Below are 12,881 nucleotides of genomic sequence, written 5' to 3'. Positions count from 1 at the left end.
GGTAGGGCGCCCGGGGCTCGAACCCGGAACCTACGGATTAAAAGTCCGCAGCTCCCTATCTTGATCTTCCGTCAAGATCCGCGACGTTCCACCCTAATCCCAGCTCGCACGGCGTTTCTTCCGTCTACTTCCGCGCAGTTCCGCGTCCCCTGCGCTGTCACTCTGGCTGTCACTGCCGAACAGGGCGCTGCCGATCTTGTCGGCCGCGTCACGCTGGATCCGCGGGCGTACGTGTTGGTAGACCTCTTGGGTGAAAGCTGGCGTTGCATGGCCGAGCATCTCCTGGACCACGACTACATCGACGCCCTCCTCCAGGGCCGTGGTCGCACTGAAGTGCCTCGAGTCGTGGATGCGGTAGTGCGGCACCTGCAGCTCGTCGAGGAGGTCGGTCCATTCCTGCCAATCGCGTCTCGGGTCTACCGGCTGGCCGTTCGGCTGGGTGAAGACGAGCAGATCCTTGCGCAAGGGCAGCCGGCACTTGGCGCACACCAGCTCCCTTGCGCGAGGCCGCCGATCGCAGGTCTCACGGTCATGTCCCCATCCGACCCAGGCAGGGTGTGCGAGACGTTCGGCGGCCTGGGCTTTGCGGTGCGAGATCAGTCGCTTCGCAAGCTCGCGGGGGATCGCCGACGTGCGCCTCGACTTCTTGCTCTTCGGCTCGGTGAGCACGAGGCCGCCGCCCTGCCGTTGCGGGCAGGTACTCGCGTGCTTCTTACAGTCGGGCGCACAGAAGGTTGGGCATTTACCCCCATGCTCGCGGCACTTCGGCGGACACAGCCGCCGGCAGGTGTGCCGGCGGCCGGCCTTACGCTGGGCCTTCTTGCAGTCGGCCGGGTCGGGTGGGCATGGGAACCTGTGCCTCTTCATGCCGCATGCGTGCTGGTCCTCGCACCCATGTTGCCACGGCAGCCGAGTGAGCTCCCACGCGATACGGACCGTCGCGTTGTCTATGTCGTCCAAGTCCAGCATCGGCCACATAAGGCCGAGCGCCTCACCTTGGCGGGGGCCGTTCGACAAGGCGAACGCCCATCGGACACCGTTGCGGCGGTCTGCGGTCGTGGACAGGATGAGGTCCGCCTCATCTCGCTCTGGCGGCATCGGGTCGACCCGGTCCACGCGAGGAGGAGTGACGAGTTGGCAGGGGTTGCGATGGAGCTTCTTGCGCTTCACTGCGATCTTCAGTGCGCGTGACAGGATCCGGTGGATTTGCAGGACGCTGGCCGCGCTGAGGCCCTGTTCTTCCAGGTCGGTGTAGAACGCCTCGATGTCCTCCTCGTCGAACCTCTCAAGATCTCGCCAGCCGAGGCCCGGGATGATGTGGTTCTCCACCTTGGGTCGGTAGGAGCGATTCCACGTCGATTCCCGGACCTCCTTCTTGGCTATGTTGTGCAGCCAGTGATGCATCCACTGACCGACTGTTTCGCCTTTCCCTTTCGGGGGGGTGAACCCCTCTGCGACCTTTGCGCGAAATTTGGCGCGTTTCTCGATGACTGCTTCGGGGGTCTTGCCGTAAAGCCAACGCCTATCCGGCTTCCCATCGGGCCGCGTCCCGAGGAAGATCTGGCAGCACCAGCGGCCATCCTTGCGCAGGAATATGCTGTCCTCGCCGCGCTGTCGGCGGTTGCGTTTGGCCATCTGCAATCACCCCTGCAAAGTCAGTGGGATGTGGAGGTTCTGCCCTCAGCGGCGTCCCCCTCGGCGAGGCGGGTCGGATGCATGAGCTGGGCCAGGTCCCACCCGAAATGGATGCCGGACTTGTGAACGCTCTCGACGGTAGTGGCGACCTCCGCAAGCGTCTTCTGGGAGATCTGGGTGACGCTCGCGCGGGCTATCACCTTCACGGCCAGGCCCAGCGTGAGGATCGACGAGCCCATCACCACAAGGACGAATGCCTTGTGAAGATCCCAGAGTATGACGGTGATGGCCACGCTCGTAATCCAGCCGATAGTGGCGATGGTTGTGAGGGCACGATCCCGGGTGGACATATATCACTCCCGAATTGATTCACCGCATGGAGCACCCAAACACCATATTTCGAACGGTCCACAAAGCAACGTTAGATACCAAAACGTGACTTAAGGGATTTCTCGACTGTAACGTCATTGTCGAGCCGAAGCATCTTGAGACCGGGACAAAGCGGTACGAATCTGGTCAATTTGGGTCGCAATATTCTGCTTCACGCTTGCCACCAGGTTTCGCTCTAGAACCTGCCGCTGTTCCTTCGTGAGGCCCGGGATTGCACGGAGCTCGTCAAGTCCACGGATGACGAGTTGCTGGATCGCTTCCGGCGTCTCGCGCACGTCTGCAAGGGCGGGTTCGGCCTCGACTCGGCGCCGAAGTTCTTCTCGCAGCAGGACGGCGACGTCGGGTCGCCCTCGCTCTTCCATCTCGTCTGCGGTGGCTCCCACCACCATGGCCATGATGACAATGCGATCGATTGGAGCGTCGTACTCGCCCGACTCGATCTTCCCCCAGGTGCTAGCGCTGAACGAGCCTCCGCCAAGCTGTTCCGCCATCTCGGCGGCGCGCTTGTGGGACATGCGAGGCACGGCGCGGCCGCGCCTCTCGCGGATCAGCTGGATCTCCTTGGGCAGGTCCGTTCGCCCCGGCACATCGGCTCCTTGATTTTTGGCGGAACTACGCGGAACTACGCGGTGATACGCGTGAACCTAGCAGCAGGTCGCGCGTCGTGCATCCCCCCTGAGCAGTAAGAAGCATGGGCTGACCTGCGTCAACTCCCCTCATTCCGTGTAGATCCGTGGATTGCTCTTGAATGCCGCGTAGGTCCGCGTACTCTCTCCCGTATGACGCAAACCGCACATGAAGCGGAGGCGGTCGAGGAGATCGACGAGCTCGACTGCCTCAAGCCGGAAACGCTCGCCGACCGCTGGGAGGTCTCCAAGCGGACGATCGAGCGGCTGATGTACAGCGGCGAGCTGCGGTCGATTCAGATCGGTGGGTGGGCTCGGCGTATCAGGCGCCTGGACGCCATCGCCTATCTCAATCGGCAGATTGACGACAGCTCGGAGTCGAGCTCGGGTGAGTAGCGGCCACGACGAGACCATCACCGCGCCGACCGCCGCTCCTGGGTGTGACTGCGCTGACGACGACTCCTGCTCCGTGTGCGTGCCCTGCCACGTGTGCCGCTACGGCGAGGAGGAGTGCGGCTGCGGCGGAGACGACGGGTTCGACTGCTACTCCTGCAACGGCTCCGGCTACCACATCCCGGCGCACTGCTGCGACTGCGGCGGCTCCCCGTACTGCGTGAAGTGCCACGCCTGTGGGGCCGTCTGCGTCGGCGACTGCCGCTGCCCCGTGACCGTCCGGCTCGCCGACGGTGGCGAGCTGCGGCTGTAACCGCTCTGACGCTCGCGCGAACCGGCCAATCTACCGGCCGCCCCCGACAAAACCGCAGGCCTCCCGGTCAGACCCGGGAGGCCCACAGGAAAAGGACAGCAACCAGTGAGTCACAGTACAGACCGGCCCGCCAGGGCCGCTACCCCAGAGCCGACCACCCGCGAGCAGCGTATCGCCGAGGAGACCGTCTCGGCCATCGACTACATGTCGCGCATGCTCGGCGCGATCGAGGACGGCCGCTGGAGCTACGCCCTCGACAAGCTGGAGCAGCTGGTCAGGCCGCTGGAGCGGCTCGGCATGCAGCTGAGCCGACGCGAGGAGACGGCCAAGGGCCCCCAGGTCGCGGCGTTGGTGCGCCAGGAGTCCCGCCACTACCGCATCGGCAAGGCGCTGTACGGCGAGCCCAACCCGGCCGCCGCCGCGACGCCAGCACCTCCCCGGCCGGCTCCGCTGGCGCGGGTCCTGCGCGCGGCAGCCCGCCCCGAACACCTCAAGACCGGAGTGACCCGCGCGATCATCGACGCGGCCGCCGAGGTCGGCGCCGACCAGATAGAGGCCGACTGCCTGGCCGCCGCGGCCATCTTCCTGCTGGGTGGGCACTGGCGTACCCCGGATGCCGGCGCCGCCGCGATAGAGCGGCTCACCCTGTGGACCGTCAACTGCGATCCCGAGTGGGCCGCCACCCTACTCAACAACACCGCCTACGAGGTCGACAGCCTGGCCGGCCTCCTCGGCCGCCCCGCCAACGTGCCGTCCCCGCCGCGGGCCGCGTGGTGCACGGACGGGACAGCGCCATGAAGGGTGACGCCTTCTGGATCGACGAGACGTACGACCGGGAGTACGCCAGCGACGGGGTATCCCGCTTCAGCGGCTACGTCCGGCAGCGCCGGACCGAGTTCGTCGAGGCGATGAACGAGCTCGACCGCGTCACGTTCGCAGCGGCGGCGTGGCGGGTGGCCACCAGCCCAGTGATGGCACCCGGCTACGTCCGCCAGCACAAGCGCGTGCGCTCCGCCCGCCTGTACCGCAACTACGAGGACGGCGGCATCTGCGCCACGGTCGAGCTGGTCAGCATCACGCCGCGGCGGCTGGAGGACGGCTCGCCGCAGTGGCGGTCCTGGCCTCGGGAGCACGGCCGCTTCTACGAGCCCGAAGGGCCTGACCTGATCTCGGCCCGCTACCTGCTGACCACCACGACCGCGGCGTTCCCTCTGTCTGCGGCCGGGCTGCCCGTCTGCACCGACGTGCGCGCCCTGGAGACCGCCACCAAGCGCGCGGTGGAACTGCTCGTGGTCCGGATGAACGACGCCATCACCCCGCTCGTCCGGCATCTGGAGAGGGAGAGCTCGTGATCCCGGCCGCCCGCCTGTCCAACGAGGACTACGCCTACTGGCAGCTCCACGCCTTCAACCACCTGGGCCAGATCCTTGCCCAGCACCGCCAGCTGCACACGCTGCGCTGGGCCATCGACCCGTACGGATACGGGCTGCGGGGCGAGGTCGTCCCCTCCAGCGACTACACCGGCGCCTACGACATCGAGTACCTGTTCGCCGAGTGGGTGAAGGCGCTCGGCCTCGACCTCCTGCTGACCGGCTCCGACCAGCTGGCCGCCACCGGGCAGCACGGCGGCTGCCGCGTCACCATCACCGCCTCACTCCCCACGCCTCCCCAGCGGAAGGACACGACATGAGCGTCCTGGAACACCTCGCCGTCAGCCACATGACCACCGCCCGGCCCGGCCGCATCGAACAGCACGGCGACCGCATCGTCGCCCCGATGATCCTCGGGGACAAGAGCTGGCTGTTCGACAACCGCAACGAACTGATCAGCCTGATCACCACCGCGCAGCACCTGCTGCGGGAGTTCGACGACGCGGTCCGCGCGCGGATGGCCGGCGACCCCATCCCGGCGCCGGGCCCGGGCCCGATGGGCCGCCCGTACGTGCCCGTCCCGGTGCCGCCGGTGCAGCACGGCCAGCAGCCCCCCGAGCGCCACGGCGCGCACGCCGCCGCCCCGGCAAGTCCGGCGGGCGGCGGGCAGGCGGTGGTGCCGGGCCCTCCGCCGGCGGCGTCCGCGCAGCCCTGATGGCCGGACGCCGCCGCCCCCGCACCACGCTCCGCCGCCCTGGCCGCCACGAGCCGACCGGCACCTGGTGGCGCCGCCTGCAGCGCTGGTGGCACTCCAGCGACGACCTCAAGCGCGTGACGTCCTGGACGTGACGCGCCCCGGCTTCACGGTCCCGTCGGCCACTTCCCCGGCCGACGGGACGACCCGGCCGCGGCAGGCCCTCCCTGCCGCGTACGCGACCCGTACGCATCCCTCGAGCACGACCTCGCACCACCCAGCACCACGGCCGCCGGCCGCACCGGCGGCCGCCCCACTCACACCCGGAATGTGACATGACCGCATATGCCAGCACGCTCCCTGCGCGCACCTCTGGCCTCCGGGCCGACCTCGCCCCCGCCGGACCGGCCGGGTTCGAGCTCGTCCGCATCTACGTCGACGACACCTACCACGGGCTGATCGTCCTGCCCCCGGCCGCCGCCTACGACCTCGTGCACCGCCTGGTCGACGCGCCGCCCTCGCTGATCGAGATGACCGCCGACGTCCTCGGCCACGTCCGGTGGTGGCTGGATTCCGCCTACCGCGCCGACGCCGGGGCCGAGGAGGAGCCGGACGAGTGGACGTGCGAGCTGATCGAGCTGATCCGCACCGCCGACCTCGCCCAGCGCGACCTGCTCGCCCCCGGCTGCCACGCCTACGTCACCGCGGTGACGATCGCCACCGGCCCCGACGGCCTGGGAGAGCTGCGCCGCCTGCATGACGCCATGAAGGCTGCCCAGACCGTCGAGCCCGTCGAGCCCGTCGAGGTCGCCCCGGCCGGCAGCGGCGCGGAGGGGTAGCGGTGCTCGTGATCGGCCTGGCCGCCCTCGTGCTCGTGATCGGCGCGCTCCTGGCCGCGGCTGAACGGGCCCACCTCCGCGGCCGGGCGCTGCGCGCGGTGGCGGCCGCGGCCGCGGGCGCCCTGCTGGGCTACGCGGCCCTCCTGGCGTTCCTGCTCGGCTCGATGCGATGACGCCGGACGAGGCACGTGCCCTGTACGACCGCGTGGTGGCGCTCAAGCGCGCCCGCGGCCTGGCCTGGTGGCAGGTCTTCACGGAGGCCGACGTGCACCGCGGCGCGGTCGACCGGCTGCGCGACGGCTACCCCGGCCGCAGCCCTGACCGGATCGCCGCCTGGGCCGACCGACATACCGCCCCGCACCCGCCCCACCCGACCCCTGACCCGTAGAGAGGCGCACCACCATGGCGGCGGCACCGAGCTCCCGCGAGCTCTCCTCCCGCATGCCCCCGAGGGGCTGCACATGACCCTGACCGGAACCTTCGTGCTGGCCTACATGCACGCTACCGACCTCGTGGACGCCATCCGCGCGGCCGTTGGCCTGCCCCCGGCCACGCTCGGCCTCCTGATGCGCTACCTGACCGCCCCGCCCGAGCCCGGCACCGACCGCGCGGAGATCGCCGCGGCGTACGGCCTCAGCGTCGGGCAGCTGCGCGCCGGCAACAACGCGCTGGCCGAGCATGGCCACGTGCTGCAGGTGCGACGCTGCCTCGGCCGCGGCCAGTGGCAGCACCTGATCGTCGTCGTCGACACGCCGGGCACTCTGCCCCGGCCGCACGAAGCGTGGGTCCTGCTCGACGCCGCGCTGGCCGCCGAGCAGGCGGGTCAGCTCGACGTCACCGGCGAGCACACCTCACGCGAGAGCGCACATGTTCCGACCTGCGACGACTCCGACCAGCCCCAGGTCGGAACATGCGTTCGAGAACCGCACATAGAACCAGTTAACCCCTTCTCATCTTCCGCCCCCTCACAGACCACGCTGGTGGCCACCGTCGCGGACCTGGAACGCCTCGCTGCGCTTCCGCCACTGCCAGCACCGAAGGACCAGGGGCACCTGTGGCTGACCCCCGGCCAGGTCCTGACCCTGATCGGCCGCTACCCGCGCCGATACGGCGAGCTCGCGCTGCGCACGCTGGCCCGGCTCGACCTGCCCTGGTACCTGGCGCCCAGCGTGGTCGCGCTGCTGATCGCCGGGTACGACACCGGCCAGCTCGCCCGGGCGCTGGCCGGGGTCGAGCTGGCCGACCACCCGGCGGCGGCCGCGCGCTGGCGGCTGGACCGGATGCTGCTCGAGGACGACCAGCCCCAGCACACCGCCTGGCGGCCGCCGTCGACGTACGTGCCCCAGCAGGCGCCGCCGAGCCAGGAGGAGGCCGTCGACGGCGACGCGGCCGCGGCCCGCGCGCAGGCTCGCGCGGAGCTGCAGGCGATCAGGGCACGGTGGCACGCTCGCGGAGCCGCGGCGTGAGCGCGCCCCGCTGCGACCACCGCAGCGCGGACCCGAAGATGTGCGCCGACTGCCGGGACGAGCGGCTGCACGGCCGTCCCGTGCCGCCGCTGGCCGACGTCGTCGCGCTGCTGGCCGACACCACCCCGCCCGCGGCGACCGGCGGGCCCGTCCCCATGATCGACCCGACCCACGCCGACTACGCCCGAACCCTGTCGGCCGACCTGCAGCACCTGTGCGGCCGCATCGGCTGGTCGGCTCTCCCGACCGAGGACCTGCGCGCCCTGGTGCGCAGCGCCGTGTACGGCGTGCCGCCCGCCTCTGACGTGATCGTGCGGGTCAGCGAGGCCTTGGCCGAGGCGCCCGAGCTGCGCCTGGTCCGCCCGACCGACGTGCAGCCGGACTGACGCTGGAGGCCTCCGTGATCCCGTCCCCCACCGAGTTAGAGCCGTGTCCGGCCGGGTGCGGCGCCCTGGTGCTGATGACCATGACCGAGCACGGACGCCGCATGCCCGTCGACGCCGAGCCGCATCCTGACGGCAACCAGGCCGTCTACCGGGACGGCACCGGCCGCTGGCGCTCGCGCTCCCTGAGCGGTCGCGACGCCCGGCCGCCCGAGCACCTGGAGAGCACGTACAAGCCCCACGTGGCCGCCTGCCCTCGCCGCGTTGTCCAGCAGGCCATCCCCGGCCTGCCGGCCCCACGTCCCCGACCCCGCCGCCGGGCACCCGTCCGGCGCTACACCACCTGGAAGACCCGATGACAGACAACAACACCACCAGCGACGAGACGTTCGCCTCCCTCATGGGCGCGGGCGCCGCCGGCTCGCTCCCGGGCGGCCCCCGGGCCGAGGCCGACGGCGAGATCGCTGCCCGCCTGGAGGTGTTTCGCCAGGTGTGGACCGGCCGCCGGCAGGAGGCCATCTACATGCGCGACACCGCCGACCACCCCAGCGCCGGCATCGCCGGCGCCCGTGCCGACGTCATCTGGCAGATGCTGGCCGACCTCCAGCAGGTGCTCGGTGACTGACATCCCGCGGCCGCTGCCGCCTTCGCCCGTGAGCGATCGCAACTGCACCTACGGCGTGCACGCGTCCGCCGGCTGGTGCTGGTTCACCGGCCTGCGCCAGTGGGAGCGCATCTGCATGCGCCACGTCCCCGCGGCCGCACTGCGCCGCGGCCTCTACGTCCCCGACACCGCCACCACCCCGAGGCGGAGCACATGACCGCCCCGTCCTCAACGCCGACGCCGCCCGAGCGGGCCGGCCGCGGCTACGCCCTGGTCGCCGGGTTCGCCTGGAGCCTCGGCTTGTGGCAGGCGATCTCCGCCGGCGGATGGCTCGCCGTCTGGATGTTCGCCGCCGCATTCCTGGCCGCCCGCACCTCCTGCGCCCTGCAGACGATCGCCCGCCAGCGGGTGCGCCTGGCCGACCCGCGCCGTACCACCGACGTGCGGCAGCCTCCCGGAGGGCCGCTGCATGGCTGAGATCCCGCCGTATGGCAGCCGCGAGTACACGATCTGGGAGCAGGGCGCGCGAGCCGAGAACGAGGCCCGCCGCGCGGACTGGACCCCTGCCGGGCGGCGCGTGGTCGAGGTCGTCGAGGCGCTGGCCCAGCTGAAGGGGGTGAGCGAGGCGGAGATCGCCGCGTACGCCTTCATCATCCTCACGAGCAACCTGCCGCTGCGGCGGCGGATCAGGCTCGCGTGGCGTGTCGTCCGCAGGCCATGACAGGCAGGATCCACTTCCGGCATCGCTGGGTCTACGTCGAGGCGATCGGCCGGGTCAGGATCCAGCGGTGCTACTGCGGCCGGACACGTATCCGCATCACCTAACGCTGCGTGAACTCGAAAATAGCTACGATAAATGGGGGGTGATCGACATGGTGGATTGGCTGCACCTGCGTGGATAGGTGGCGACGCTTGCCGAGCGTGCGATCGCTGATCTCCGGTGGGTGGCTGCCTACTGGCCGGATCTGCACAGCCAGCGCCTCCTCGGCACGCCGGCACCGTTTCGGCGACCGCGCCTGACCGCCGACGAGCGCGACGCGCGTGATCACGAGGCGTGGCTGGAGCGCCTCGACCGTACCGCGGACGCGATCGGCGTCAGCCCAGCGCCGGTGCGCGTCCCGGTGCTCGACCTCATCACGGACCTGCTCGTAGATATCGTGCACCTGGCGGACGAGCTCGGCCTGGTGCTCATGTGCCCGGTCCTGCCGCCGCCCAGCACGGGCCTGGCCGACGCCCGGCCGTGGCTCGTGTACGCCCTCGCGCGGCTCGCTGAGCCCGCCGTCACCCACGAGCTCGCGCTGTGGGCGTACGTCCGGACGCGGGCCATGGTCGCCACGATCGCCCGGGCCTTGGCCCTCGTGTACGACGGCCAGGCCCTCGATGTGGTGTGTCCGTGGTGTCGTGGCGTCACGCCGGAGACGCCGGCCGGAGGCGGGACGACCTGGCGCGTGCGTGACCTGCTCTCCCGGCACGACTGCGTGCACGGCGAGCCAGACCGGCGATTCTGCCACCAGTGCCCGCAGCAGATCGCCATCGTGTGTGAGAACGCTTGCGAGCCGCCGAGCAAGGATGTGGGCACCTGGTGGCGCGGATGCCCATGCTGGCCACTGTACGAATGGGACTGGCTGGCCAAGCGCGTACGAGACCGCAGCGAGCGGCGCGAACCAGCTTGACGATCAGGTTATCCACAGGCATCCTGACCTCGGGCGATCTCGCATGCCCGGGGACCCGTCACTACGGCGTGAGGGGGTGGCCGTGCCAGCCTCTCCGCACCGGTCCGGGCGCCCCTACCGCACAGCGCGCGAGCGGATGTTCGAGATCTACGGCGACCTCTGCCACCTGTGCGGACACCACGGCGCGGGCGAGGCGGACCATCTCGTACCCATCAGCAAGGACGCCGACCAGCCCATCGATCCGCACGCGATGCGGCCCGCGCACGGAGCCAACGCACCGTGCCCGGTGTGCGGGCGCAAGTGCAACACGGCACGTGGCAACAAGCCGCTGACGGCGGTCAGGCCGAAGCTCCGCACCTCGCGTGACTGGTACGCCGGGCCGCAGCGGTGACGTTTCCGCAGGTCAGAGCGTTTCCGCAGGTCAAAGCTTTTTGAAGGCGAAGCCGGGTGACCCATCACACTGTCTCCCTTTTTTTCTCCCCCCGGGGCGATCACCAACGGACGATCTTGGAGGGCCGCATGGACGAGCGGGCCGCCGCGGCGATCCGCGCCGCGCTGGAGTGCCTGCCGGCAGAGTGCAGCTACCACGGAACGGCCATCGAGCCGGGCAGCGGCCGCCTGTACGGCCGTGAGGCGTGCTGCGACACCGGGCGGCCCGCGATGCGCCGGCGTCAGGCCGAGCAGGCGCTCGAGCGGATGGTGGCGCATGGGGCCCGTTGAGAAGGTCGTGCGCGACGACGTCGAGGAGCTCGGTGACCTGGTGGGCGTCGAGCCGTCGCTGGCGCAGATGGCCTACCGGCTCGCGCAGGTAATCGACGGGCTGCCTGACGAGCGCTGCGCAGAGTGCGGGACGCCGGTTCCGGCCACTGACGCCAGGACGCTCCCGCAGCTGAACCGGGAGCTGCGCCAGACGCTGGCGCAGCTTGTGGAGGGGCGGGGCGAGGAGGATGACGACGACCTCGGAGACCTGGCAGAGCCCTCCTGAGTTCGCCGAGCAGTGCCGGGAGCTGTACGGCCTGGAGTGCCCGCCGTTGTGGGGGACGCCGCGGCGGCCGGAGTTCCCGTCTCTGGGCCCGAAGGCGTGGAAGGTCATGGAGCGGCTCGGCTTTCCCCCGATGCCGTGGCAGAAGTACGTGCTGGATGTCGCGCTGGAGATCGACCCGGCCACCGGCCTATTCGCGTACCGCGAGGTGGGCCTGTCCGTGCCGCGCCAGCAGGGCAAGACGCAGCAGATCCTCGGGCTGATGGTGCACCGGATCGCGGCCTGGACGCGCCAGCGGGTCGTGTACGCGGCGCAGACGCGCGGCATGGCCCGCGAGCGGTTCGAGGACGAGTTCCTCGTCACCATGGACGGGTCATCGCTGGCCGGGAAGTACCGCACCCGGATGTCCAACGGCAACGAGGCGATCATCTGGGGCAAGACCCGCTCCAAGCTCGGCATCACCAGCAACACGGAGAAGGCCGGCCACGGTCCGCCGCTCGACCTCGGGGTGATTGACGAGGCGTTCGCCCATGAGGATGACCGGCTGGAGCAGGCGTTCTCCCCCGCCATGCTGACCAGGGACATGGCCCAGCTGTGGTGGGCCAGCGCGGGCGGCACCGAAAAGTCGATCTGGCTGAACAAGAAGCGCGAGGCTGGCCGCGAGCTAATCATGGAGCTGTGGCGGCTGGGCATCCGCCGGCGCGTCGCCTACTTCGAGTGGTTCGCGCCCGAGCACCTGAGACGCGACGACCCGGCCACGTGGCGGGTGTGCCTGCCGGCGCTGGGGTTCACCGTCTCGGAGGACACGGTGCGGGCCGAGCTGGAGAAGCTCGACCCCGGCGAGTTCGACCGGGCGTACCTGAACCGGACCCGCAAGCAGGCGCCGCCGCAGGATCCCAACGTGCCGGTGAAGGCGTGGCCACCTCTGGCCGATGAGGCGTCGCAGGCCGGCCCCGATGTGGCGATCGCCATCGAGGTGTCGCAGGACCGGAGCACGTCGACCATCGGGCTGGCCTCACGCCGTCCCGACGGGCGCATCCATCTCGAGGTCGTGGATCGGCGCCCGGGCACCGATTGGGTGGTCGCCGCCGCGGTGCTGCTGCGCAAGCTGTGGAACCCGGTCGGGGTGGCGATCGCCTCGACCGGGTCGCCGGCCGGGTCGCTCATCGACGATCTGGTGGCCGCCGGCGTCAAGGCGCCGGAGGACAAGGAGCACCCGAAGCGGGGGGACCTGGCCATCGTGCGCACCAACGACGCGGTGGAGGCGTGCGGCCAGATGGCCGACGCGATGAACCAGGGCGTCATCGTGCACCTGGACCAGATGGAGCTCACCGCCGCGGTGAAGGGCGCCCGCACGCGGCCGCTGGGCGATGCATGGGCGCTGGACCGGCGCCGGAGCTTGACGGATGTGACGCCGTTCTACGCGGTGACGCTGGCCCGGTGGCTGCTGGAGACCTGGGCGCACATCCTCGAAGAGGACTACGACGTGGCCGAGAGCTTCGGCTAAGGGGGT

Annotated in this window: 25 protein-coding genes and 1 tRNA gene; 22 read left to right on the top strand and 4 right to left on the bottom strand. The window is 70.3% G+C overall.

Translation table 11 applies throughout. The features are described from left to right. Positions 1–3 precede the first annotated feature (3 nt). The 4 genes from KME80_RS37815 to KME80_RS37800 all read right to left on the bottom strand — a co-directional run bounded on the left by KME80_RS37815 (position 4) and on the right by KME80_RS37800 (position 2,612). Positions 4–110: transfer RNA gene (locus tag KME80_RS37815), tRNA-Lys, on the bottom strand. Then, positions 94–1,635 (bottom strand): tyrosine-type recombinase/integrase, encoded by a 1,542-nt coding sequence (locus KME80_RS37810; RefSeq protein WP_219512919.1) that lies wholly within the window; start codon positions 1,633–1,635, stop codon positions 94–96. The genes KME80_RS37815 and KME80_RS37810 overlap by 17 nt, the downstream gene beginning before the upstream one ends. A gap of 20 nt (positions 1,636–1,655) precedes the next feature. Then, the gene (locus tag KME80_RS37805; protein WP_219512898.1) at positions 1,656–1,985 is read right to left on the bottom strand and encodes a hypothetical protein; all 330 of its coding nucleotides are present in this window, start codon (positions 1,983–1,985) and stop codon (positions 1,656–1,658) included. A gap of 114 nt (positions 1,986–2,099) precedes the next feature. Continuing rightward, positions 2,100–2,612, bottom strand: coding sequence for a hypothetical protein (locus KME80_RS37800; protein ID WP_219512897.1), 513 nt, complete (start codon positions 2,610–2,612; stop codon positions 2,100–2,102). Positions 2,613–2,804: 192 nt separating this feature from the next. Between KME80_RS37800 and KME80_RS37795 the strand changes: the two genes are divergently transcribed. The 22 genes from KME80_RS37795 (at position 2,805) to KME80_RS37695 (ending at position 12,875) form a co-directional block, all read left to right on the top strand. After that, complete coding sequence (locus tag KME80_RS37795) at positions 2,805–3,047, top strand: helix-turn-helix domain-containing protein (RefSeq protein WP_219512895.1); 243 nt, start codon at positions 2,805–2,807, stop codon at positions 3,045–3,047. Then, positions 3,040–3,357, top strand: a complete 318-nt coding sequence (locus tag KME80_RS37790) for a hypothetical protein (RefSeq protein WP_219512885.1) — start codon at positions 3,040–3,042, stop codon at positions 3,355–3,357. The genes KME80_RS37795 and KME80_RS37790 overlap by 8 nt, the downstream gene beginning before the upstream one ends. Positions 3,358–3,462: 105 nt before the next feature. Then, positions 3,463–4,155: a hypothetical protein gene (locus KME80_RS37785; protein WP_219512883.1), complete on the top strand. Its 693-nt coding sequence runs from the start codon at positions 3,463–3,465 to the stop codon at positions 4,153–4,155. After that, positions 4,152–4,709 carry a hypothetical protein gene (locus KME80_RS37780; protein WP_219512881.1) on the top strand — a complete coding sequence of 186 codons (558 nt, stop codon included), beginning with the start codon at positions 4,152–4,154 and terminating at the stop codon, positions 4,707–4,709. The genes KME80_RS37785 and KME80_RS37780 overlap by 4 nt, the downstream gene beginning before the upstream one ends. Continuing rightward, positions 4,706–5,047 (top strand): hypothetical protein, encoded by a 342-nt coding sequence (locus KME80_RS37775; RefSeq protein ID WP_219512879.1) that lies wholly within the window; start codon positions 4,706–4,708, stop codon positions 5,045–5,047. Before KME80_RS37780 ends, KME80_RS37775 begins: the two co-directional genes overlap by 4 nt. After that, positions 5,044–5,442 carry a hypothetical protein gene (locus KME80_RS37770; RefSeq protein WP_219512878.1) on the top strand — a complete coding sequence of 133 codons (399 nt, stop codon included), beginning with the start codon at positions 5,044–5,046 and terminating at the stop codon, positions 5,440–5,442. Before KME80_RS37775 ends, KME80_RS37770 begins: the two co-directional genes overlap by 4 nt. Continuing rightward, on the top strand, positions 5,442–5,576 hold the full coding sequence (locus KME80_RS52245; RefSeq protein ID WP_281427368.1) for a hypothetical protein: 135 nt from the start codon (positions 5,442–5,444) through the stop codon (positions 5,574–5,576). The genes KME80_RS37770 and KME80_RS52245 overlap by 1 nt, the downstream gene beginning before the upstream one ends. 180 nt (positions 5,577–5,756) lie before the next feature. Beyond that, entirely contained in the window at positions 5,757–6,260 is a 504-nt protein-coding gene (locus tag KME80_RS37765) for a hypothetical protein (protein WP_219512876.1), read from the top strand. A gap of 2 nt (positions 6,261–6,262) precedes the next feature. Continuing rightward, a complete protein-coding gene (locus KME80_RS37760; protein WP_219512869.1) occupies positions 6,263–6,433 on the top strand; it encodes a hypothetical protein in 171 nt (56 codons plus the stop codon). After that, positions 6,430–6,648 (top strand): hypothetical protein, encoded by a 219-nt coding sequence (locus KME80_RS37755; RefSeq protein ID WP_219512860.1) that lies wholly within the window; start codon positions 6,430–6,432, stop codon positions 6,646–6,648. Before KME80_RS37760 ends, KME80_RS37755 begins: the two co-directional genes overlap by 4 nt. Before the next feature lie 73 nt (positions 6,649–6,721). Beyond that, positions 6,722–7,726, top strand: a complete 1,005-nt coding sequence (locus KME80_RS37750; RefSeq protein WP_219512851.1) for a hypothetical protein — start codon at positions 6,722–6,724, stop codon at positions 7,724–7,726. Beyond that, positions 7,723–8,112: a hypothetical protein gene (locus KME80_RS37745; protein ID WP_219512840.1), complete on the top strand. Its 390-nt coding sequence runs from the start codon at positions 7,723–7,725 to the stop codon at positions 8,110–8,112. Before KME80_RS37750 ends, KME80_RS37745 begins: the two co-directional genes overlap by 4 nt. Before the next feature lie 80 nt (positions 8,113–8,192). After that, positions 8,193–8,468 (top strand): hypothetical protein, encoded by a 276-nt coding sequence (locus tag KME80_RS37740; RefSeq protein WP_219512830.1) that lies wholly within the window; start codon positions 8,193–8,195, stop codon positions 8,466–8,468. Further along, positions 8,465–8,734: a hypothetical protein gene (locus KME80_RS37735; RefSeq protein ID WP_219512822.1), complete on the top strand. Its 270-nt coding sequence runs from the start codon at positions 8,465–8,467 to the stop codon at positions 8,732–8,734. Before KME80_RS37740 ends, KME80_RS37735 begins: the two co-directional genes overlap by 4 nt. After that, positions 8,727–8,930: a hypothetical protein gene (locus KME80_RS37730; RefSeq protein WP_219512807.1), complete on the top strand. Its 204-nt coding sequence runs from the start codon at positions 8,727–8,729 to the stop codon at positions 8,928–8,930. Before KME80_RS37735 ends, KME80_RS37730 begins: the two co-directional genes overlap by 8 nt. Then, positions 8,927–9,190, top strand: coding sequence for a hypothetical protein (locus KME80_RS37725; protein ID WP_219512791.1), 264 nt, complete (start codon positions 8,927–8,929; stop codon positions 9,188–9,190). The genes KME80_RS37730 and KME80_RS37725 overlap by 4 nt, the downstream gene beginning before the upstream one ends. Continuing rightward, the gene (locus tag KME80_RS37720) at positions 9,183–9,434 is read left to right on the top strand and encodes a hypothetical protein (protein ID WP_219512789.1); all 252 of its coding nucleotides are present in this window, start codon (positions 9,183–9,185) and stop codon (positions 9,432–9,434) included. The genes KME80_RS37725 and KME80_RS37720 overlap by 8 nt, the downstream gene beginning before the upstream one ends. A 223-nt stretch (positions 9,435–9,657) precedes the next feature. Further along, a complete protein-coding gene (locus KME80_RS37715; protein ID WP_219512787.1) occupies positions 9,658–10,386 on the top strand; it encodes a hypothetical protein in 729 nt (242 codons plus the stop codon). 82 nt (positions 10,387–10,468) lie between these two features. Further along, complete coding sequence (locus tag KME80_RS37710) at positions 10,469–10,777, top strand: hypothetical protein (protein WP_219512785.1); 309 nt, start codon at positions 10,469–10,471, stop codon at positions 10,775–10,777. A gap of 128 nt (positions 10,778–10,905) precedes the next feature. After that, positions 10,906–11,106: a hypothetical protein gene (locus KME80_RS37705; RefSeq protein ID WP_219512784.1), complete on the top strand. Its 201-nt coding sequence runs from the start codon at positions 10,906–10,908 to the stop codon at positions 11,104–11,106. After that, positions 11,093–11,371, top strand: a complete 279-nt coding sequence (locus KME80_RS37700) for a hypothetical protein (protein WP_219512783.1) — start codon at positions 11,093–11,095, stop codon at positions 11,369–11,371. The genes KME80_RS37705 and KME80_RS37700 overlap by 14 nt, the downstream gene beginning before the upstream one ends. Beyond that, positions 11,334–12,875, top strand: coding sequence for a terminase large subunit domain-containing protein (locus KME80_RS37695; RefSeq protein ID WP_219512782.1), 1,542 nt, complete (start codon positions 11,334–11,336; stop codon positions 12,873–12,875). Before KME80_RS37700 ends, KME80_RS37695 begins: the two co-directional genes overlap by 38 nt. Positions 12,876–12,881 lie beyond the last annotated feature (6 nt).

Source organism: Nonomuraea ceibae (assembly GCF_019396325.1).
Taxonomy (GTDB): Bacteria; Actinomycetota; Actinomycetes; order Streptosporangiales; family Streptosporangiaceae; genus Nonomuraea; species Nonomuraea ceibae.
This window is presented reverse-complemented; position numbering and strand designations above follow the sequence as displayed.

Coding starts and splice junctions, on each gene's coding strand:
- KME80_RS37750 (WP_219512851.1), top strand. CDS start 6,722: ATGACCCTGACCGGAACCTTCGTGCTGGCCTACATGCACGCTACCGAC.
- KME80_RS52245 (WP_281427368.1), top strand. CDS start 5,442: ATGGCCGGACGCCGCCGCCCCCGCACCACGCTCCGCCGCCCTGGCCGC.
- KME80_RS37780 (WP_219512881.1), top strand. CDS start 4,152: ATGAAGGGTGACGCCTTCTGGATCGACGAGACGTACGACCGGGAGTAC.
- KME80_RS37770 (WP_219512878.1), top strand. CDS start 5,044: ATGAGCGTCCTGGAACACCTCGCCGTCAGCCACATGACCACCGCCCGG.
- KME80_RS37700 (WP_219512783.1), top strand. CDS start 11,093: ATGGGGCCCGTTGAGAAGGTCGTGCGCGACGACGTCGAGGAGCTCGGT.
- KME80_RS37805 (WP_219512898.1), bottom strand. CDS start 1,985: ATGTCCACCCGGGATCGTGCCCTCACAACCATCGCCACTATCGGCTGG.
- KME80_RS37695 (WP_219512782.1), top strand. CDS start 11,334: ATGACGACGACCTCGGAGACCTGGCAGAGCCCTCCTGAGTTCGCCGAG.
- KME80_RS37725 (WP_219512791.1), top strand. CDS start 8,927: ATGACCGCCCCGTCCTCAACGCCGACGCCGCCCGAGCGGGCCGGCCGC.
- KME80_RS37765 (WP_219512876.1), top strand. CDS start 5,757: ATGACCGCATATGCCAGCACGCTCCCTGCGCGCACCTCTGGCCTCCGG.
- KME80_RS37705 (WP_219512784.1), top strand. CDS start 10,906: ATGGACGAGCGGGCCGCCGCGGCGATCCGCGCCGCGCTGGAGTGCCTG.
- KME80_RS37755 (WP_219512860.1), top strand. CDS start 6,430: ATGACGCCGGACGAGGCACGTGCCCTGTACGACCGCGTGGTGGCGCTC.
- KME80_RS37720 (WP_219512789.1), top strand. CDS start 9,183: ATGGCTGAGATCCCGCCGTATGGCAGCCGCGAGTACACGATCTGGGAG.
- KME80_RS37735 (WP_219512822.1), top strand. CDS start 8,465: ATGACAGACAACAACACCACCAGCGACGAGACGTTCGCCTCCCTCATG.
- KME80_RS37810 (WP_219512919.1), bottom strand. CDS start 1,635: ATGGCCAAACGCAACCGCCGACAGCGCGGCGAGGACAGCATATTCCTG.
- KME80_RS37740 (WP_219512830.1), top strand. CDS start 8,193: ATGACCGAGCACGGACGCCGCATGCCCGTCGACGCCGAGCCGCATCCT.
- KME80_RS37795 (WP_219512895.1), top strand. CDS start 2,805: ATGACGCAAACCGCACATGAAGCGGAGGCGGTCGAGGAGATCGACGAG.